Origin of the sequence: Trinickia terrae, assembly GCF_005144415.1 — a bacterium.
Classification (GTDB): Bacteria; Pseudomonadota; Gammaproteobacteria; order Burkholderiales; family Burkholderiaceae; genus Trinickia_A; species Trinickia_A terrae.
Genome location: NZ_SWJE01000005.1, coordinates 366169 through 384046 on the forward strand (window position 1 = coordinate 366169; position 17878 = coordinate 384046).

22 protein-coding genes and 2 pseudogenes are annotated in these 17878 nt (G+C 61.7%); 9 read left to right on the forward strand and 15 right to left on the reverse strand.

Features of this window, described 5'->3' with window-relative positions:
• The first annotated feature begins 110 nt into the window (after window positions 1–110).
• Together FAZ69_RS10905 and FAZ69_RS33575 are read left to right on the forward strand one after the other, a co-directional pair.
• A complete protein-coding gene (locus FAZ69_RS10905; RefSeq protein WP_136894198.1) occupies window positions 111–1133 on the forward strand; it encodes a hypothetical protein in 1023 nt (340 codons plus the stop codon).
• A 133-nt stretch (window positions 1134–1266) separates the two neighbouring features.
• Window positions 1267–1464 carry a hypothetical protein gene (locus FAZ69_RS33575; protein WP_206171190.1) on the forward strand — a complete coding sequence of 66 codons (198 nt, stop codon included), beginning with the start codon at window positions 1267–1269 and terminating at the stop codon, window positions 1462–1464.
• A 31-nt stretch (window positions 1465–1495) separates the two neighbouring features.
• On the opposite strand, the gene FAZ69_RS10915 is transcribed toward FAZ69_RS33575, so the two are convergent.
• The 3 genes from FAZ69_RS10915 to FAZ69_RS10925 all read right to left on the reverse strand — a co-directional run bounded on the left by FAZ69_RS10915 (window position 1496) and on the right by FAZ69_RS10925 (window position 2801).
• Window positions 1496–2044 (reverse strand): DUF4291 domain-containing protein, encoded by a 549-nt coding sequence (locus tag FAZ69_RS10915; protein WP_240702180.1) that lies wholly within the window; start codon window positions 2042–2044, stop codon window positions 1496–1498.
• A 99-nt stretch (window positions 2045–2143) separates the two neighbouring features.
• Window positions 2144–2431, reverse strand: a complete 288-nt coding sequence (locus FAZ69_RS10920; protein ID WP_369407737.1) for a SymE family type I addiction module toxin — start codon at window positions 2429–2431, stop codon at window positions 2144–2146.
• 22 nt (window positions 2432–2453) lie between these two features.
• A complete protein-coding gene (locus tag FAZ69_RS10925) occupies window positions 2454–2801 on the reverse strand; it encodes a helix-turn-helix transcriptional regulator (RefSeq protein ID WP_206171191.1) in 348 nt (115 codons plus the stop codon).
• A gap of 142 nt (window positions 2802–2943) precedes the next feature.
• On the opposite strand from FAZ69_RS10925, the gene FAZ69_RS10930 reads away from it, so the two are divergent.
• Window positions 2944–5847 carry a CHC2 zinc finger domain-containing protein gene (locus FAZ69_RS10930; protein ID WP_136894205.1) on the forward strand — a complete coding sequence of 968 codons (2904 nt, stop codon included), beginning with the start codon at window positions 2944–2946 and terminating at the stop codon, window positions 5845–5847.
• 8 nt (window positions 5848–5855) lie between these two features.
• On the opposite strand, the gene FAZ69_RS10935 is transcribed toward FAZ69_RS10930, so the two are convergent.
• On the reverse strand, window positions 5856–6194 hold the full coding sequence (locus tag FAZ69_RS10935) for a type II toxin-antitoxin system HicB family antitoxin (protein WP_136894207.1): 339 nt from the start codon (window positions 6192–6194) through the stop codon (window positions 5856–5858).
• Window positions 6191–6445 carry a type II toxin-antitoxin system HicA family toxin gene (locus FAZ69_RS10940; protein ID WP_136894209.1) on the reverse strand — a complete coding sequence of 85 codons (255 nt, stop codon included), beginning with the start codon at window positions 6443–6445 and terminating at the stop codon, window positions 6191–6193. The genes FAZ69_RS10935 and FAZ69_RS10940 overlap by 4 nt, the downstream gene beginning before the upstream one ends.
• A 942-nt stretch (window positions 6446–7387) precedes the next feature.
• On the opposite strand from FAZ69_RS10940, the gene xerC reads away from it, so the two are divergent.
• The 3 genes from xerC (at window position 7388) to FAZ69_RS10955 (ending at window position 10648) form a co-directional block, all read left to right on the forward strand.
• Window positions 7388–8461, forward strand: coding sequence for a site-specific tyrosine recombinase XerC (xerC, locus tag FAZ69_RS10945; RefSeq protein WP_136894211.1), 1074 nt, complete (start codon window positions 7388–7390; stop codon window positions 8459–8461).
• Window positions 8462–8561: 100 nt separating this feature from the next.
• The gene (locus FAZ69_RS10950) at window positions 8562–10208 is read left to right on the forward strand and encodes a hypothetical protein (RefSeq protein ID WP_136894214.1); all 1647 of its coding nucleotides are present in this window, start codon (window positions 8562–8564) and stop codon (window positions 10206–10208) included.
• Between the two features lie 2 nt (window positions 10209–10210).
• The gene (locus FAZ69_RS10955; protein WP_136894216.1) at window positions 10211–10648 is read left to right on the forward strand and encodes a hypothetical protein; all 438 of its coding nucleotides are present in this window, start codon (window positions 10211–10213) and stop codon (window positions 10646–10648) included.
• Window positions 10649–10708: 60 nt separating this feature from the next.
• Here FAZ69_RS10955 and FAZ69_RS10960 read toward each other — a convergent pair whose 3' ends face one another.
• Window positions 10709–10858, reverse strand: coding sequence for a SymE family type I addiction module toxin (locus FAZ69_RS10960; protein ID WP_136894218.1), 150 nt, complete (start codon window positions 10856–10858; stop codon window positions 10709–10711).
• A gap of 25 nt (window positions 10859–10883) precedes the next feature.
• Between FAZ69_RS10960 and FAZ69_RS10965 the strand changes: the two are divergent.
• From FAZ69_RS10965 to FAZ69_RS33580, 3 genes and pseudogenes are all read left to right on the forward strand, one after another.
• Window positions 10884–11171, forward strand: a pseudogene (locus FAZ69_RS10965) (IS110 family transposase); the annotation flags it as partial.
• A 176-nt stretch (window positions 11172–11347) separates the two neighbouring features.
• Entirely contained in the window at window positions 11348–12304 is a 957-nt protein-coding gene (locus FAZ69_RS10970) for a hypothetical protein (RefSeq protein ID WP_169708606.1), read from the forward strand.
• A gap of 9 nt (window positions 12305–12313) precedes the next feature.
• Entirely contained in the window at window positions 12314–12502 is a 189-nt protein-coding gene (locus tag FAZ69_RS33580; RefSeq protein ID WP_206171192.1) for a hypothetical protein, read from the forward strand.
• A 23-nt stretch (window positions 12503–12525) separates the two neighbouring features.
• Here FAZ69_RS33580 and FAZ69_RS10980 read toward each other — a convergent pair whose 3' ends face one another.
• The 9 genes and pseudogenes from FAZ69_RS10980 to FAZ69_RS33840 form a co-directional block, all read right to left on the reverse strand.
• Window positions 12526–12903: a hypothetical protein gene (locus tag FAZ69_RS10980; RefSeq protein ID WP_136894222.1), complete on the reverse strand. Its 378-nt coding sequence runs from the start codon at window positions 12901–12903 to the stop codon at window positions 12526–12528.
• Between the two features lie 15 nt (window positions 12904–12918).
• On the reverse strand, window positions 12919–13458 hold the full coding sequence (locus FAZ69_RS10985) for a hypothetical protein (protein ID WP_240702181.1): 540 nt from the start codon (window positions 13456–13458) through the stop codon (window positions 12919–12921).
• 63 nt (window positions 13459–13521) lie between these two features.
• Window positions 13522–14334, reverse strand: coding sequence for a sigma-70 family RNA polymerase sigma factor (locus FAZ69_RS10990; RefSeq protein WP_136894224.1), 813 nt, complete (start codon window positions 14332–14334; stop codon window positions 13522–13524).
• On the reverse strand, window positions 14331–15113 hold the full coding sequence (fliP, locus tag FAZ69_RS10995; protein WP_240702182.1) for a flagellar type III secretion system pore protein FliP: 783 nt from the start codon (window positions 15111–15113) through the stop codon (window positions 14331–14333). Before fliP ends, FAZ69_RS10990 begins: the two co-directional genes overlap by 4 nt.
• Window positions 15110–15511 carry a flagellar biosynthetic protein FliO gene (locus FAZ69_RS11000; protein ID WP_136894226.1) on the reverse strand — a complete coding sequence of 134 codons (402 nt, stop codon included), beginning with the start codon at window positions 15509–15511 and terminating at the stop codon, window positions 15110–15112. Before FAZ69_RS11000 ends, fliP begins: the two co-directional genes overlap by 4 nt.
• Window positions 15512–15847, reverse strand: a complete 336-nt coding sequence (fliN, locus tag FAZ69_RS11005; RefSeq protein WP_240702183.1) for a flagellar motor switch protein FliN — start codon at window positions 15845–15847, stop codon at window positions 15512–15514.
• Complete coding sequence (locus FAZ69_RS11010) at window positions 15844–16692, reverse strand: FliM/FliN family flagellar motor C-terminal domain-containing protein (RefSeq protein WP_136894228.1); 849 nt, start codon at window positions 16690–16692, stop codon at window positions 15844–15846. Before FAZ69_RS11010 ends, fliN begins: the two co-directional genes overlap by 4 nt.
• Window positions 16689–17705 (reverse strand): flagellar hook-basal body complex protein, encoded by a 1017-nt coding sequence (locus FAZ69_RS11015; protein WP_369407738.1) that lies wholly within the window; start codon window positions 17703–17705, stop codon window positions 16689–16691. Before FAZ69_RS11015 ends, FAZ69_RS11010 begins: the two co-directional genes overlap by 4 nt.
• Window positions 17590–17874: pseudogene (locus FAZ69_RS33840) on the reverse strand (flagellar hook-basal body complex protein); the annotation flags it as partial. The gene FAZ69_RS11015 and the pseudogene FAZ69_RS33840, both read right to left, overlap by 116 nt.
• Window positions 17875–17878: the final 4 nt, after the last annotated feature.

Here is a 17878-nt window from a genome sequence, read left to right on the forward strand (position 1 = left end):
TGCACTTGTATTTACGTTATTAGCGATCCCCGGGATTCGGGCCTCTACACGATAGGTGGGCCGCTTAATTAAGCTGTAATGGAAGCCAAGGGCCGCTCATCACGCGGCCCTTGGGCAATATGGTGGTGGACCAAGTTCAGGTGGGCTCGATTGGGAAAAAGGGCGCGACCGATAGCACGCAACTGCGCATGCAGCAGGCGATTGAGAACATGGCCGGCGAGATGGGCACGGCCACATTGTTCGGCATGAACAACGGGCTCGTTGCTCCACAAACGTCGTATAGCGCGTCATCCGCGCTGTTTGGTCCATCGATGGGGCTGCAAGATCGTCAGCGGCCGATCATGCTGGCTGATGCAGGCGGCGACCCGGATAACACGTTGCTGTCATGGCAAACGGCGAAAAAAATTGCGTCGGATAACGTGAACTTCGCGAAGGGGTTGGCGAACTCGCAGATTCAGTTCGTGAACGGCGCATTTGAGTTGGGTCATTCGGCGGTGAAGGGGCTGGAGGCGGTTGGAGTGTTTCCGCCTGGGGCGGGCGGTGGTAAGACCCCGCAGATTCCCTACTTCCAAACCGATGGCGGCTTTGCTGCGAGATCGGGTAACGCGGCTGGGTTTGCATTGACGATGTTTGGGCAGATTCCCGAGCAACTCGCGATGAAAGCAGGGGGCGCGTTTGATGCTGTATTGACGGGGCAGGCTGCGAGGACTTCGGCAAGCGAGACAGTCACGGTGTATAGAGTAGATGACATCGGTTTTGCACCGCGTATCTCAAGCGACGGCACAATTCCAGTAGTGACGACCCGTTCAGGCAATGAGCGTGCTTTGTTTGTCAACTTTGGACAGCCGCAAAGAGCACAGGAGTTTGCATTGGTGAATCGGGGTGGAAACGCCACTGTGACTGCGGTAGAGGTCGATGCGTCGCTCCTGGAGAAGCTGAGAGCCGCCGCTGTTTATGACAAGAGCGGGGCTGCAACGTTGAATCCGAACGCGCCTTTGAAAGTAGATATAAATAAGGCTGCGGATCAGTTTGGGCTACGAACTCCAGAGCAAATCCAGTGGCTTAGGGATGCCATCAAGCCAGATACGGTCAGGGTGATAAACCATAAAGACTTGACGAAACAAGGGGGATGATGTGGAAAAGATATTTATTGTGCCGTTTCATATTACGCGGATGGAGTCGTCGATAATGCCTCCGAGCCTTGCGGGGGCATACGTAAGCTGCTATGCCTCTGGCCGGGACTATGCTGAGGCTACGGAGAAGTGTTTGAAGAAGCTCGTGGCGGATGGCCTGAATCCGCTAGAGGTTCTCCAGCCTATCCATGAAATGAAATTGGAAGACTGGGCACGGCATGTGAGTGAGGTATGGAGGGATCAGGCTGACTCCTTGCCCGATCAGGCGGCGTTCGAAGAGGCGATTAAGAGCGATGCGGTGGTGTATGGCCCATTCGGTTCTTATACTTAAAGCCGTTTAATTGTTTGACGCGTGTGTGACCCTACGGATGATAAATACTCGATTGGTATTGCTCTTCCTGGGGTAGCATCCGCCGAGCTTCTTCAAACCTGTTGACGTTGACTAGCGCATGAATGTCATGCGCTAGTGGCGTCACATCTGTTATGTGCTGTATCCATTCATTCACGTAGAGATCGACGGCCTGTTTGCTCAGACCAATTTGAATTGCACGATGCGTTTGCGGCTGTAGCAGCAGATCTCGTTCAGGGTCCCACTGAATGCGCACGGGCGCATTCTCCTTCACACGCTGCCATTCTTCCTGGCTCATCGACTCGCCTGGATGGCTCGGACAGCTATGGGCCAATGCCCACTCGAAGCCTTCGTGCGAAATATCGATTGCCAGGATGCGGGCTTGCCCGGCGTCTTTGAGCCCCCAGCCGGAGCGGTACATCATCCACAGGAATGACGGTTTAATCCACGTCATTCGCTCCATCTTGAACGGTGGTGAAGCGAACGTTCCGCGCGCCAGTGCGGCATCGGCGATTTCGTTTGAGTAAGCCTGGTAGACGCGGATCGTTCTGTCGTCGTACATGGCGCGAATTTGACGGAGTGGCGGCGTTACGGTTGGTAGTTCCTGACTGAGCATGTGCGTATATGGAAAGAGGGGCCGCGTGAGCGGCCCCTGGTGCTTTTATGCGGCGGTGATGATGAGCCGCCCGTGTTCAACGGTGACGCGCACCCGTTGATGAGGTTTGAACCCTGCTTGCTCGATCCACCGTCCGGCGAGCTTGAGCCAGGGGAAGGTCGGCGGTGTTGTGCGGCGTGGCGCGGTTGTGAGCGGTCGATATCGCCGTGATTGCTGAACGGTCACGAATCGCTCGGCGAGCGGCGAACCTGCTTTAACATTGGTGTTAGCCATGGTCAGTTCCTCCGTTGAACTGGTGGTGGTCAGCGGGCCGTAAGTGTTGGTAGCACTCATGGCCCGCGCTTTTACTTCCCTGTCATCTCGCCATCAGCTTCGCCATTTGCGAGCGTTTGACGAGACTGTCCATCAGGACGATCAGTGCTTGCTGGTCTTCGTCCGAAAGCAAATCCATTTGTTCATAAAGCGCGTGCAACTGCGGATTGTGGATGCGCGGCTCAGCGAGTGGTTCGAGCCCAACCAGCGCATCGACACTGGTTTGCAGTACCTGCGCGATGCGGACCACCGCATCGAGTTGCGGCAGCGATGCGCCGCGCTCCCAGCGGTTATAGACGCGTCTATCAACAGATAGCAGTTCAGCTAAACGAGCCTGTGTCATCTGCCGTGCTTCGCGTGAGGCACGTAGACGAGCGGCGAACTCTTCCATGTTGTTCTCGCATAACCAGGAATGAAGGGATGCGGTCATTGTAAGAACCGCATGGAAGCTGAGTGCTTGATGGCTATATTGTAGTTAACAATATGTGCTACTACAATGTCTATTGACAGGTTTTTAGCCAAAGGACGGATAGATGGGTCGCATTCCTGAGTCGGAGCTGGAGCGCTTGAAGGCCGAAGTGTCGGTCGAGCAGCTGGTGCGATCACACGGCATCGATCTGGTGAAGTCGGGCAAGGACTGGCGCGGGCGGTGTCCGTTTCATGAGGATTCGACGCCGTCGCTGGTGGTGACGCCGTCGAAAAACCTGTGGCACTGCTTCGGCTGCGGGGTGAGCGGTGGCCCGGTGGATTGGGCGATGAAGGCCAACGGGATCTCGTTCCGGCACGCGGTGGAGTTGCTGCGGGAGGGCATTCCCTCTTTAGCGGCTAAAGCCGGGGCGTCACGGACCACGGTGCGGGCGTTGGAGTCGCCGGTATCGATGAGCGCGGATGACGCGGCGCTGTTGGCGCAGGTGGTCGATTACTACCACCAGACCTTGAAGGCTTCGCCCGAGGCGCTGACGTACCTGGAGCGACGCGGGATTGCGGCGGCTGTCGATCACTTCAAGCTGGGCTACGCGAACCGGACGTTGGGTTTGCGTCTGCCAGAAAAGAACCGCGAGGCGGGCGCGGCGATCCGCACGCGCTTGCAAGCGGTGGGCGTGATTCGTGAGAGCGGGCATGAGCACTTGAACGGGTGCGTGGTGTTCCCGTGGTTCGATGAGGCGGGCTGTGTAGCGGGCCTGTACGGCCGCAAGATCGTGGAGAACCAGGCAAAGAACCTGCCGAAGCACCTGTACTTGCCGGGTCCGAGGCGTGGCGTGTTCAACGCGGAAGGCTTGCGCGGTCAGACGGAAGTGATCGTGTGCGAGGCGCTCATCGACGCATTGACGTTCTGGTGTGCGGGGCTCACGAACGTGACGGCGGCGTATGGGGTGGAAGGATTCACGGACGATCACCTGACGCTCTCGAAGGATGAAGGCGTTGAGCGTGTGGTGATTGCTTATGACCGAGACGAGGCGGGCGATGGGGCGGCTGTGAAGCTGGCCGAACGGCTGATGGCCGAAGGCATCGGCTGCTATCGGATGACGTTGCCGCACGGGCTCGATGTGAACGAATACGCGCTGAAGGTGACGCCGGCGGCGAAGAGCCTCGCGCACTTGGTGAGAAGCTCGGCGTGGATGGGCCAAGGCGCAGCGCCGGCGCGCGAACTACCGATGTCGCCGAAAACTGCCTCCTCTTTAGCCGCTAAAAAAGAGCCGGAACCCGAGCCGACGCCGGCCGCAGCGGCAAGCGTGGCGCCGGCGCTGGATATCCCGTGTGAAGTGAGTGAAACGGAGGTGGTGTTCACGCTGGGCGCAGTGCGCTATCGCGTACGCGGGTTCGATGCGAAGGCGCAAGGGGCGTTGAAGGTGAACGTGCTGGCCACAAGTGGCGAGCGGTTCCACGTCGACACGCTGGACCTGTACCACGCGAAGGCGCGGGCGTCTTACATCGCGCGGGCCGCGGCCGAGCTGCGGCTCACAGAGGACGCGGTGAAGGCGGACATGGGCCGCATGCTGCTGAAGCTGGAGATGTTGCAGGCGCAAGCGGCTGCGCCGACTGAGACGGCAGCGATGACGGAATTCGAGCGCGAGCAGGCGCTCGCGCTGCTGCGTGAACCGGACTTGCTCGCGCGGATCGTGGTCGACTTCGCGGCGTGCGGCGTGGTGGGGGAGGAGACCAACAAGCTGGTGGGGTATCTGGCGGCCGTCTCCAGAAAACTCGATACACCGTTGGCGGTGGTGATTCAGAGTTCGAGCGCGGCGGGCAAGAGCTCCCTGATGGATGCGGTGCTGGCGTTCGTGCCGGAAGAGGAGCGGATCAAGTACAGCGCGATGACGGGCCAGAGCTTGTTCTACATGGGCGAGACGAACCTCAAGCACAAGGTGCTGGCGATCTGCGAAGAGGAAGGCGCGAGCCGCGCGGCGTATGCCTTGAAGCTGTTGCAAAGCGATGATGAGTTGACCATTGCGAGCACGGGCAAGGACGCGACGACGGGCAATCTGGTGACGCAGGAATACCGGGTAGAAGGGCCGGTGTCGATCATGCTGACGACGACGGCGATCGAGATCGATGAGGAGCTGTTGAACCGGTGCCTGATTCTGACGGTGGACGAAGGGCGCGAGCAGACCGAGGCGATTCACCGTTTGCAGCGCCAGAAACGCACGCTGGAGGGCTTGAAGTTGAAGCAACAGAAGCAGAGCGTGCTGGGCCTGCATCGCAACGCGCAGCGGCTGTTAAAACCGCTGGCGGTGGTGAATCCCTACGCGGACCAGTTGACGTTTCTATCGGACAAGACGCGCATGCGGCGCGACCATGAAAAGTACCTCACCCTCATCGACACGATTGCTTTGCTGCACCAGTACCAGCGGGAAGTGAAGACGGTTGCGCACGCGGGCGGGGAGTTGACGTACATCGAGGCGACGGCGAGCGACATCGAAAGCGCGAACCGGTTGGTGCATGAGGTGCTGGGGCGCAGCCTGGACGAGTTGCCGCCGGTGACGCGCCGCGTGCTGGAAGCGATCGTTGCGGCGGTGAAGGCGAAGCCCGTGCCGCGCGAGTCGGTGCGCTTCAGCCGCCGCGAGGTGCGCGAGTGGACGGGGCAGGGAGATACGCCGTTGCGCAAACACTTGGAGCGCTTGGTCGAGCTCGAATATCTGCTGATGCATCGAGGACAACGCGGGCAGAGCTTCGAATACGAGTTGATCTATGACGGCAATGGGACGGGAGAGGGGCACCTGTCGGGGCTGCTGGATGTGACTACGATTGCGAGTTCGCTCCCCTCGAATGGCGAGTTCGCCCCCGGTTCGCTCGGCCAACGCTCGGCCAAAACTCCCTCAACGCTCCCCGAGGCAAATCCCGCTGATCGAGCGCGGGCAAGGGCAAGCGCGAATAGGGTGGGAGCGAGTGCGAGAACGCACGTCTCGGTACAAACCGGGGATCGTGCGTCGTACTGATATTGCGATCAGGCCATGACCTCATGCTCGATGGCGCGCTCGATGAGTTGGTTAAGGCTGATGCCTTCGGCTGCGGCGGCTTCGACGGCGCGCGCATGAAGCTCGGGATTGATGCGCGCGTTGAACCTGCCGGAGAAATGGCGGACAGGATCGATGCCGTTCTCCTCGCAGACTTCGAGGAAGGTCGCCAGGGAGCGCGCGCCTTCGGCCTTGAGGGTGGGGATGTCGCTGGCGTAGAAGTTGGCGCCGCCGTTCAGGCCGAGGAATTCGCCGCGCAGCATATCGGTCTCGGGATCGTAGGTGACGACGGCGCGATAGTTGGCGATGGTCAGGATGTTGATGTTCATGGTTTTACTCCGTTGGATTCGAGCCATCTGCGGATGCTGGCGACGGCGCCTTTATCGGTGGTCGGTCGGGTATGCGGGCGGTGGAAGACCTGCACCTGCTCGAATAGGACGACCGCGATTCGGGAGCCCTCGCGCTCGGAGATCTCGGCGCCGAGCGCGATAAAGAGCGCTTCGATGTCGGCCCATCGGATGTTGGCGGAGACGGGTCGCGCAAAGATGAGTTCCAGGGTCTTGAGGTGGGCTCGTTTCATGGGGAGATGGTACTACAAAATGGTACTGGTTGGTGTGGTGTGATGTGGTGCTGTTCGCGATAGCGGGTAAGGCGGTGGTCTTCTCTCTTGGCGGCCTTCGACGGGGCAACGTGTGGCGAGGCGCAGAGAGAAGAAGAGCGGGCCTGTGGCCCGAGGGATAAGGAAAGTCCAGCGGCCTGCGGCCGAGGAGCTGGAGGGGCCGGGGGTAAATCGTCTGCCGGCCGCCGCCCTGGCGGGCGTCGACCGTCAGCCGATTTAACATAACGCGTGGCAATTAGCACCGGTTTGCGGGTCGCCCAGCGGTTCATAAGGGTTGCCGCGGCCGGCCCGCAAACCGGTGCTAATTGGCGTTATGTCTGGCGCCCCCGGCCCAAGTGTGGCGCCAAGGCGCAAGCGTATTCCAGGGCCGCATGCGCGGCCAAGGCGTGGAGCACGAAGTAAAGCGAAGTCAGTGCGCTGCGCGCAAAGGGTTGAGCCCCGCCCGCCCCGAGCCAGTCAGCCGGTCCGGGGTCGCGCCGCGTTGCGTCGCTCCTACCCGGCCCGTCTGCCTGTCTCTCCCGTCCGCCCCCAAGGGGCTCCCCATTCAGCGCCGCGCTGCGGCGAAAGCAAAAGCTACGCAAAGGCGCGGTTTGGTATGCGGTGCAAGCCGCCATGTCGTCTTGCACCGCACACCCGAGCGTGTGAACCCCATCGCCGTCAAGGCCAAGCCCTACGGGCGCGCGTTGCGCGGCCTTGACGGGTTCGGGCGTGGTGGCAAACGTAACCCACGGGGAACGTTAAACGTAACCCACAGGGCACCTCATTGAGAGAGGAAGGCTGCGTTACTGAGTAACGCGGCGGTATGCGTGCGCCGTATTGCGCCGGGGTTGCCGCGCTGCGCGCGTCAACCCCGGCGAGCCAGCGGCGAAGAAGTGAGTGATCAACCAGGGAGGAATAAAAAAGATGAGCGAGAAGCAAGGGGCCGCAGCCGCGGCTAAGAAGGCGAGGCGTCCGGCGAGGCATCGCAAGCACGGCTTGCATCAATGGTGGGATCGAGGGCGTAAGGCCACGCCGCGCGAGGCGCATCCGTTGATGGAGTACGTGCTGCGTTACTTGGAGTGGCGCCGGGTGACCGGGGCGAGCTCGCGCACGGCGAGCTCGATCGATCAATTGTTGACGATGTTCGTGGACTGGTGCGCGGTGCGCGGCATCAGTGAACCGCGCGAGTTCACGCGCTCGGTGCTGGAGACGTATCAGCGCTATCTGTTTCTGACGCGCAAGGCCGACGGCGAGGCGCTGTCGACCGGCTCGCAGTTGCTGCGCCTACGGGCCGTGCGGGGTTGGTGCGCGTGGCTGGCGCGCGAGCGGATCATCGAGCACAACGCGGCGGCCGACTTGATCTTACCGCGCGAGCCCAAGACCTTACCCAAGTTCGTGCCGAGCGTGGCGCAGATCGAGCGGATGATGGCGCAGGCGGACTTGAGCGAGGTGACCGGCGCGCGCGATCGGGCGATTCTGGAGGTGCTGTACAGCACGGGCATGCGGGCGATGGAGCTGTGCGGCTTGAGCCTGGCCGATGTGGATCTCGAACAAGGCACGGTGTGGATACGGCAGGGCAAGGGCCGCAAAGATCGATTCATTCCGCTGGGTGCGCGAGCGGCGTATTGGGTGCAGCGCTATCAGGCCGAAGTGCGCCCGCTGTTGGCGACGCGAGCGGATGAATGGGCGCTGTTTCTGACCGATTACGGGCAGCCGTACCGGTCCAATCGTCTGGGTTATATCGTGCGCCGGTATATGGCGCTGGCCGGTTGCGCTGAGGGCTCGTGCCATGCGCTGCGGCACGCGTGCGCGACGCACATGCTGGAGAACGGGGCGGATATCCGGTTCATTCAGGCGCTGTTGGGGTACGCGACGCTGTCGACGACGCAGATTTACACGCGGGTGGTCATTGGCAAGCTCAAGGAGGTTCACGCGGCTACGCACCCTGCGCGGATGGGCGAGGTGAACGAAGGCGTGCGCGAGGGTCTGGAGGGCTAAAAAGCGCGTCTAGGGTAAAAATAGGCGAAGCCTTATAGAGGGTGCGCAAAGCCTTGTGCTATAAGGCTTCGCGGGCATCGGAGGAGGATGTCGCGTCGGGGTGGACGTCGTCACAAACGTTCACAATACGGCGAGTACGTTCAAGCCGTATGACCCGGGTCAAGCCATCGGTAATACGCAGCCGACGCTGCCGGATCCGCCGCCGCCGCCGAGTAAGGGTGGTGGGTGTGGTGGTTTCCTCATCCAAATCATTGCGATCGTGGTGGTCGTGGTAGTGACGGTGTACACGGCCGGGACGATGACTGCGCCTGCGGGGGCCTCGTTTGGGACGATCATGTCGGCGGGTGCGACCGCGTTGGGCGGCGGCATGGGGATGGCGGGCATGGGTGCCGCGGCCGTTGGTGGAGCGGTGGGTGCTGCGGCTGGGCAAGGCGTGCTGATCGCTGGCGGCCAGCAGAGCGGGTTTAATTGGACGGGCGTGGCGCTGGGGGCGGTGGCGGCTGGTGCTAGCGCTGGCGTGGGCAGTGCGGCGAGTGCGATGGGAGCGGCGGGCAGCGCCGGTTCGACAAGCTTTGGTAGTGCGATGGCGCAGGGCGCGGCGCGCTCGGTGGTGACGCAAGGCATCGGCGTGGCAACGGGCTTGCAGGATCGCTTTGATTGGAAGGGCGTGGCTGCGAGTGCGATTGCGTCGGGGGTGGGTGCCAAGGTCGGGTCGATGACGACGAGCGCGGGTGCGAGCCTGGGCTGGAGCGAAGGGGCAACGAAGTTCGGGAGTAGTCTGAGCGCGGGCATGGCGGCTGGCACGGCGAGCACGTTGGCGCGCGGCGGGAGCTTGGGACGTAATGTGGGTGCTATTGCTGCCGACTCGTTTGCCTCAACCGTGGGCAATATGGTGATCACGCAGGTGCAGGCCAGCAGCATCGGCAAGACGGACTACACGAAGCAAGCCATCGAGAACATGAACGCGCAGGTGCTGCCCGGCGGGTGGGGTGGCGTCAACAGCGGGTTTGTGCCGCCACCGGAGACGCCGTATAGCGGTGCTTCGCTGTTGTACGGACTCGGGATGGGAGCCCAAGCGGCGCCGACCCCGCTTGCTGGCAAGCCATTCCAGGCTCAGTTCGATCCGCCTCAACCGGGTGTGCTGGTGGCGGATCGGTCGGGTAGTTTCTTGCCGACGGGCGGGGCGCGTGCGCGTACGGTTGAAGATGAGTTGACGGGTGCAAATAGTAGTAGTGGTGGCTGGTGGACGCAGTCGCCGGCGGCCCTGATGGCGCAGGGGATTGCAAATGGTCTGAGCGGTATCTCATGGGGCGGTGGCATGCCCCCACCGGCAACTCCGGGACTGGCGCTGGTTGGATCCACTGCAATGGGTTTGGCGAAGGCTGTAACGGGCTTGATGCCGAGTAATGCGATTTTTAATAGTGGTAACGAAGATCGTCCGTCTTCCGTTTCAAGCAGCACGAAAGCCGAATTCAAGGAGTTCAATCAGGCCCAAAAGGCGGCAATGGAATGGTTGGGTGCTCGAGGTTTCAAAGCTGAACAACCGACCCTTGCAAAGTTTGGTGATAACGCTGGTAAGCCGATTGGGATGAAATCCTCTGACGGTCGAGTCGAATTCCGTGTTGAATATGATGAGAGAAGTGGTGCTCATATTAACGTCTTCGCTGGCAAGGAAAAGGGGCCGCACTTTACCTTCGAGGGCAATCAATCAACGGTTGATCAGATCGTAAGGCAATACGGGAAATGACGATGAATACGAATTTCTATGAATCCGAGCTTCGAGAGGCTTTAAAGGAGTTCTTCAATTCTGGTGGATTAAGGGTAATCGGAGAGTCATCAGCCGTTTTTAAGAAGCTGGCGGGTGTGTATCCAGCAGGTGGCTCAAAGATCGATTGGACTCGGGTCCCGGGATCAGTTGGACGTGTTGAGGAGCAAGATGATCTTCAAGCCGAAAAGTTTGCAGAATTCTTCGATGAAATGGCTGCTAAATTTGCCTTGTCAGGTGACGTAATTTACGTTGGGGACAGTGCAACGGACTTTGCACTAGGGGGATCGATTGCCACAATCAGAAAGATTCTTCCCGAATTGCTCAGTGTTCCACAGCACCATTACATTGTTGGCCCTGGATGCTCATGGTGCATATGCTTGACTATGGAAGGCGATATGGACTTTGGACTCGCAAGATAGTTTGAGTGGGGCTGGGATTAATCAATAGATCGAGGGCCGCGAAAGCGGCCCTCGGTGCTTTTACGCGGCGGTGATGATGAGCCTGCCCTGTTCGACTGTGACGCGCACGCGCTGGTAGGGTTGGAAGCCTGCGTGTTCGATCCATCGACCGGCGAGCTTGAGCCACGGATAAAGCGGCGGTGCTTTGCGGTGGTACCCTGGGGATGCCAAGGGCTGATATCTGCGTGACTGCTAAACGGTCACGGCGCTGGAGTCGACAGGCGTCTATTGGATTCCGGTGTTCGAGATCCTGGAGGCGCGCGGTTTCGAGGTAATCCTCGTCAATGCCCGTGACGCGAAGAGCGGGGCGAGACGCAAGATCGATGTAGACGATGCGCAATGGCTCCAGAAGCTGCACTCCTACGGGCTGCTGCGATCGACCTTCCGTCCGAGACACGACGTGGCGACGCTGCGCTCCTATCCGCGACAACGGGAACGCCTGCTCGAATACGCCGCAGCGCATATCCAGCACATGCAGAAGGCGCCGACGCTGATGAGCGGGTGCACGCAGGGCGTTACCGCCCCTGAGCCTTCAGGTATATGCCAACTCGCTTCGCATTTTCGATCTTATTGTCGCGTCAGAGGCAGTCCGACGGCTGAGAAACTTCCACCATATCAACTTATATGGCTTTGCATAGAGTAGAGGAGCACTGTAGATATATGTCAGATTCGTCGCGCATTGGCGGGCATTCCTCCACCTCGTTGAGCCAGCACTTACCCATATCAGCATCAACTGCTCAGCACATGAACACAGTCTTGAATATGGCGGACATATGCCGCCGAACCGCCGTGGAGCGACCGTACTTCGCGTTCGGAGACTTGTCCATAGATATTAATGGTACGGTTGTCGGAGAAGTCCAGCGCGAACATCCCTTAAGCCACGAATATGGGCCACTCGGCGCTGCCGAAATCGGTCGACACCTTGCAATCCTCGGTTCGTGTGCGGCGGCCGCGACCGTCGACAATGACGACCGCTTGTACTATCTGGCAACGCATGCAGAATTTCGTAGAAGCGGATTTGCGCAGAGTAATTTTCCGGACGGTGAAAAATATCGGGCTTCCGCGACCGTTGTTGAGCGTACCGCTCGCATGCTGTTCGCGCGAACAACCATGCAAGTTGGTGAGAACGCTCCCTTTGTCTCACTGTTGGTGCAGTACAAGATATTGAGCGAACCTTTGTTCGCTCGACTATTTTCCCATTTCGCGGTGGCCGAAGATCACACCGGAATAGAATCCCCTTATACGAACCCGATTTCCCTCTCATGGTCAGCGCCGAATGGTAATTCGCTTGTTGCACGAAGTCATGGATTGACTCCTTACCAGTGTGCAGGACACTTTAGAGGCTACCCGGCATGGCCTGTAGCGATCATTGCAGCGTGCATGCTGAGGACGGTTGAGCGGATGCTCCATCACGTTCTGCAGTCCCCCGTTCAATGGATCATGGATAGCGGTAGCCTGGACGCACTTGAACTTATTCCCGCTGCCGCGCCCGTCGTATTCTCAACCGCATACAACGGCATTGCCGACGAACAGCGGTACAGGTTCACGTGCGACGCCTATGTTGACGAAAAGCTCTGCGCACGCATGGTCACCGTGATCAGCACACCCGCAAAGTGAAGGGCAGAAATGAGCAAGATCGATACGCGAATTCGGCACGTAACGAAGCCGGGAGCGAACCTGTTTGCGGAACTGGGACGCACGGAAGCGCGCGAGTACGACGCGTATTTGCGCGAGAAGGTTGAGGCGGCTCGTGAGTGCTGCGCGGCGTGCTCGTGCGGTGAGTGCAGAGTGAAGAAGAGCGCGCTCGACGGATAGGCCGCCTCTATCACCCCGCGCATTCACATCCCCACAACGTTTCGCAGCAGCACTTTCCCTCCCTCATCCTCCTCCACCCCCTGCTGTACCCACGTCACCATTCGCTGAAATTCCGAATCGTTGACCATCGCGGACCCGAACTCACGGCGCAGCAGCATCTCAACCACGACCCGCGACAACTGCGCTTCATCCTCGACCCCAGCCGCCCGCAATTCCGAAACTCGCGCTCGTATCGACGCCCCCACGTCGGCATTAGCAGAGGCTGACGACGAAGCCACCGCCCCCCCATCCCGCGCGGCCTTATCGCCCGAAGAAGCAGAACGCTCCCCCCGCCGAGCCTGCTGCGCAAGCTGTTGGCGCAACACGGCCATTGCCTGATTGAGCGTGGAAATAGGGTCCATGAAGCAGCTCCGATGTTAATGACGTGTCGGGGAGATCTGATAGCCGGACAGCAGCAGATGATTGTCCAACGCGTCTCCGGAAAGAGATGAGACCCCGCGTTCGGAAGCAGGCATCGCTTCGATCCGCGCAACGACCGCTTCGATATACCCATTCACCTCCGGATGCCGATCGTTCAGCGCCAACCCGTTCTTCAGCCGTTCGAGCGCCGATGCAAACCGGTCCTCGCCCAAATCGAGCAACCCCGTTTTGAACACCCGCAGCGCGTCTGTTTCCGCCAGGCGATCGAGCGGCGCCCAAGCGGCAGCCGCCGCCTCCACACGCTGATCCATCAGCTCGAGAAACCCCAGCATGAATCTCGCCACGTCGAACTCCGGCGCCAGCGCGAGCGTCTGCCCAAAATCCACACGCGCCTCCGCACGCCGCTGTTGCCCCGCGTAAATCGACGCGCGCAGAAACCACAGCCGGTGATCTTGCGGCCACCGCGCAAGCACTTCGCTGATCAGCGCCAGCGCGTGCTCGTCAGGCCCGTTCATCGCGGCCATGATCGCCGCCATCACGTCGTCGTCGCAGTGCATAGGTTGGTGCAACGGTTCAGTCGTCATCGTTCGTTATCCAAGTTATCCGATAAGGTGCATCTGCTGCGAGTCGCCGAGCCGCTCGCGCAGCTCGGCAAGCGCCGCGCGGTGCAGTTGCGAAATCCGGCCCTTGCTGATGCCGAGAATGTCGCCGATCTGCTCGAAGCAGAGGCCATGAAAGTAATGGTAGTGGATGATCTTCCTCGTCCGCTCCGGCAGCAGGCCCACGGCGGCGATCAGCCGTTCCTTGGTCTGCCGCCACGCGACGCCGTGATACGCCGTGCCGTAAGGCGCCGGCGATTCGTCGGGGCTCGCCACCATTCCCGTGTCGTCGAGCATGAAGCCGATCGCAAGCCCCGCCGCCAAGGCGCCGAGCATCTGGAGCGTGTCGGTTCCGCCGCTCTTGAGCGCATCACGCCGCTTGTCCTCGCCCTCTTCGGGAGAGAGCTTCAGCGACGCAATTCGTTCCCGCCGCACCCGGCGCGTGAACGAGATCTGCTCCTGCCCGTCCGTCAGTTTTTTCACGCCGCTGAGAATGCTGCCCTTCAGCCGCTGCGTGCAGAACGTCTCGAACGCTACGCCACGGTCGGGATCGAAGCGGTCGATCGATTCCAGCAAGCCGATGCAGGAAAGCTGCTGGAAGTCCTTGAACTCGACGTCGTCGCGATGCCGTCCGGCGTACAGCTGCGCCGCGACCGCGCGCGCGTAGGGCAGATAGCGGACGAACACCGCCTCGCGCAAATCAGGGTCGCGCGCTTCCCGAAGCGCGCGCCACATCTCGCTTTCCCCGGCGGAAAGACTTTGGCTCGCATCGGGCGCAGCGCCGAGGTCCGCCCAGGGCCGCGCCGTCGTCATCGAAAACTGCCCAGCACACCGCGCAGCACCAGTCCCCATCCGTCGATCAGCACGAACATCAGCACTTTCAGCGGAAGCGAAATCGTCGCTGGCGGCACCATCAGCATCCCGAGCGAAAGCAGCACGCTCGACACCACCAGATCGATCAGCAGAAACGGCAGCAGCACGACGAAGCCGATCTGGAACGCGACGCGCAGCTCGTTCAGGATAAACGCGGGCGTGAGTTGCAGCAGGCTCACATCAGCAGGCGTATCGGGCACGGGCTTGTGCGACAGCTCGTACATGAGCCGCAGCTCGTCCTCGTGGACTTGCCGCAGCATGAAGTCGCGGATCGGCGCCGCGCTCAGCTCCAGCGCGCGGCCGACTTCGATCCGTCCGCTCAGGAACGGCTGCAGCGCGTCGTGGTTGATCGTCTCGAGCGTCGGCGTCATCGCGAACGCGGTCAGGAAGAGCGCGAGGCTGATGAGCACCGGCGTCGGCGGCGTCTCGGGCATGCCGAACGCGTGGCGGATCATCGACAGCACGATCACGATGCGGATGAACGCCGTCATCGAGACGATCAGCGCCGGTCCGATGCTGAGCATCGTCAGCAGCGTGGCGACGCGCACGGCCTCGGACGCGCCCTTGCCGTCGTATGCCGAAAGCGAGAATGTCGTGACGTCGGCGGCATTCGCCAACGCAGCGTGTCCCGTGAGGACGATGAACGCACCGAGCAGCAGGCATGGAAGACGCGGCCGACGCGAGCGCCATCGATGCAACAACGAGTGAGTGGCCGTCATGCTGCCGGCTCCGAAGCGGCGCGCGTCCGGGCGTCCAGTTGCTTGACGCCCGTCGCGTCGGCGGCGAGCAGCACGGTGCGCCCGTCGCAGTCGACGAGATAGAGCGTCGTGCGTGCGTCGAGCCGCGCCGTTTCGGCCACGGTCAGGCGTTTGCCCGCCGATGCCGACCGCACGCCTTGAAGCAGCCCGATGCCTTGCCGCCCGAGCAGCCGCCGGCGCAGCAGCAGAATGGCCGCGATGCCCAACGCGATGCACACGGCGAACGACAGTCCGACGCGCACGGGATCGATGCCGCCCGCCGCGAGCGTTCCGGAAAGCGTGAGCGCGGCGGCGGGCGATGCGCCACCTGCCGCCGCCGAGGCCCCCGACGTCATGGAGGCGTACATGGAAGCGGTCATTTAGCGGTCTGCGAGGATTTCGGTGATACGGATGCCGAACTGCTCGTCGATCGCGACGATTTCGGCGCGCGCGATGGTCCGCTGGTTCAACTGCACGTCGATGCTCTCGCCGATGTGGCGGTCGAGCTTGACGACGGCGCCGTTCTGCAACGCCATCAGATCCTTGATCGTCATTTCGGTCGAGCCGAGGCGAATGTCGAGTGTGACTTTGACGTCGCTGACCAGGTCGAGGCTGCGCTGCGCGGGCGGGTTGTCGTGGTCTTGCTCGGACGGCGTCTGTTCGGGAAGGTCGACGCGCATGACGAGCGGCCGAGTGGTTGCGGTATGAAGAGTCATGGATTGCGTTGCGAGATCGAAGTCAATTGAATGGAAAACTGCTCGCCGGTGCGGCCGATGCGGCCTGTGCCGACGGCGGCCGGCCGGCCGCCATCGGGCGCGTCGACGACGAGGGAGATGGGTGCGTCGAGTGAACGCTCGATGGCGATGACGTCTCCGGGCGCGAGGCCGAGGAGCTGGGCGACCGAAAGCTCGGCCTGCGCGAGCCGCGCCGAAACCGATACCTTCACGGCGTCGATGGCAGCGGCGCGGGCGGCGAGTGGTGCGCCCGTCTGTTTCGCCGTTTGCGCTCGGCGTTCCCACAGCAGCGGCGTGGCGCAGACGACCGTCAGCAGGGTTTCGCCGGAGCGTTCGTCGCGAAGCCGCAACTGAGCGCCGCCGTATGGAAGGCGCAGCGGCGCGCGTGCGGTGTTCGCGGCGCCTGCGCGGCTTGTTTCTCGCTGCGGCCCGTCGGCAGGTTCGCCGCTCGCCGCCGACAGCGCGTCGAACAGCGCGCCAGTCAGCTTTTGCTCGAACAACATCAGCGCTTCCGGGCGCTTCGCGGGGCCCGTCATCATGAAGCTGTCGTAGAGATCGAGCGCGCGGTTGACGAGACGCGCCAAGGCGCGGGGGGGCGCGGCCCACCAGAGGTGAGGTCCGCTCGACCAGACTTGCGCGCCTGCCGGGAACGCGTATTCGGACTGCCGCGCAATCGGTTCCACGGCTTCGAGCTTCAACGCGGCGCCGTCGAGCCATTCGCCCAGCCAGGGCGCGATGGCCGCTTCGACGAGCGCCCTCGCATCTGAAAGATCGGCAAGCTCGTCCGCGCCGGGCGGGCGCCAGCGGATCGCTTCGACGGCGCTCATCCCTGTCCCCGCATCTGAAAGAGCTGCATGATCATCTCGTTGGCCGTGCTGATGACCTGCGACGATGCCTGAAACCCGCGCTGAATCAGGATCATTTGGCCGAACTCCGTCGACAGATCGACGTTTGATGCTTCCGTCGCGCCGGAATGGAGCTCACCCACGCCGGCTCCTTTGCTGCGCGCAAAGTTCGGAGGCGGCGCCTGCGATGCATCGAACAGCCCGTTGCCCAATTGCAGCAGACGCTGCGGGTCCGAAAAGCTGGCGAGCGCGACGGCGCCGGCTTTCGCCGTCTGGCCGTTCGAATACTTGAGAAGCAGCTGGCCATCCGTGTCGACATTCATCGATGCGAGCGTGCCGAATCCATAGCCGTCCTGCGAGGAGACGCGCAGCGTGGACGTCGTGCCCGCCGAAAAGGCCGTCGTACCGGAGAAATCGAGCGTGACCGCGAGCCGCGGAGACGAGCTGACGGTCAGCGAGATCTTGTCCACGCCGGGCTCGGGAATGCCGCCGTTGAACTGAAGCGGGCTTTCCTGGAGCTTGCTGCCGTTCTCGTCGGTGATCGTTACCTTCCACCGTCCCTGGATGACGGCCGAATCGGTTGCGAAAGCAACTTTCAGCGTGTGCTTTCCGCCGTTGGCGTCGTAGACGTCGACGTTGGACACCGAGAAATTGGTCGAGCCGGGGGAGAGGTTGTCCGTGAAACGGACCGAGGTTGTGGCCTTGGGCGGGCTCGTTTGCTTTCCGGCGATGGACAGCGGCGCGAGCGTTCCCGATGTGGTCAGGGCGGCCAGCTTCAGGCCGGTCGCCTTGTCGGTAATGAAGCCGTCGTCGGCCGGGCGCGAATTGCCCCGTGCGCGCGTAGCGTGGCGTATTGCCGTCGAGCAGGGTGATGAAGCCGTTGCCCTGAATCGCGAGATCCAACTGACCGGAGCTGCTGCGCAGGTCGCCCTGGCTGAAGTTGAGCGAGGCGTATCCGTATTCGACGCCGCTGCCGGTTTGCATCGCATTGCCATATCCGGGGCCGCTCTGAGCGAATTGGCGTCCGTAGTAGAGATCCGCGAAGCGCGGCGTCGATGCCTTGAAGCCGGCCGTATTCAGGTTCGCGACGTTGTTGCTGATGGTGTGCAGGCCTTGCGAGTACGCGGTAAGGCCGCTCATTCCGATGTAGATGCTGCCGAGCATGCGA

Coding starts and splice junctions, on each gene's coding strand:
- FAZ69_RS10915 (WP_240702180.1), bottom strand. CDS start 2,044: ATGTACGACGACAGAACGATCCGCGTCTACCAGGCTTACTCAAACGAA.
- FAZ69_RS10920 (WP_369407737.1), bottom strand. CDS start 2,431: ATGAGTGCTACCAACACTTACGGCCCGCTGACCACCACCAGTTCAACG.
- FAZ69_RS10925 (WP_206171191.1), bottom strand. CDS start 2,801: ATGGAAGAGTTCGCCGCTCGTCTACGTGCCTCACGCGAAGCACGGCAG.
- FAZ69_RS10930 (WP_136894205.1), top strand. CDS start 2,944: ATGGGTCGCATTCCTGAGTCGGAGCTGGAGCGCTTGAAGGCCGAAGTG.
- FAZ69_RS10935 (WP_136894207.1), bottom strand. CDS start 6,194: ATGAACATCAACATCCTGACCATCGCCAACTATCGCGCCGTCGTCACC.
- FAZ69_RS10940 (WP_136894209.1), bottom strand. CDS start 6,445: ATGAAACGAGCCCACCTCAAGACCCTGGAACTCATCTTTGCGCGACCC.
- xerC (WP_136894211.1), top strand. CDS start 7,388: ATGAGCGAGAAGCAAGGGGCCGCAGCCGCGGCTAAGAAGGCGAGGCGT.
- FAZ69_RS10955 (WP_136894216.1), top strand. CDS start 10,211: ATGAATACGAATTTCTATGAATCCGAGCTTCGAGAGGCTTTAAAGGAG.
- FAZ69_RS10970 (WP_169708606.1), top strand. CDS start 11,348: ATGTCAGATTCGTCGCGCATTGGCGGGCATTCCTCCACCTCGTTGAGC.
- FAZ69_RS33580 (WP_206171192.1), top strand. CDS start 12,314: ATGAGCAAGATCGATACGCGAATTCGGCACGTAACGAAGCCGGGAGCG.
- FAZ69_RS10980 (WP_136894222.1), bottom strand. CDS start 12,903: ATGGACCCTATTTCCACGCTCAATCAGGCAATGGCCGTGTTGCGCCAA.
- FAZ69_RS10985 (WP_240702181.1), bottom strand. CDS start 13,458: ATGGCGGCGATCATGGCCGCGATGAACGGGCCTGACGAGCACGCGCTG.
- FAZ69_RS10990 (WP_136894224.1), bottom strand. CDS start 14,334: ATGACGACGGCGCGGCCCTGGGCGGACCTCGGCGCTGCGCCCGATGCG.
- fliP (WP_240702182.1), bottom strand. CDS start 15,113: ATGACGGCCACTCACTCGTTGTTGCATCGATGGCGCTCGCGTCGGCCG.
- FAZ69_RS11000 (WP_136894226.1), bottom strand. CDS start 15,511: ATGACCGCTTCCATGTACGCCTCCATGACGTCGGGGGCCTCGGCGGCG.
- fliN (WP_240702183.1), bottom strand. CDS start 15,847: ATGACTCTTCATACCGCAACCACTCGGCCGCTCGTCATGCGCGTCGAC.
- FAZ69_RS11010 (WP_136894228.1), bottom strand. CDS start 16,692: ATGAGCGCCGTCGAAGCGATCCGCTGGCGCCCGCCCGGCGCGGACGAG.
- FAZ69_RS11015 (WP_369407738.1), bottom strand. CDS start 17,705: ATGGCAATGCGATGCAAACCGGCAGCGGCGTCGAATACGGATACGCCT.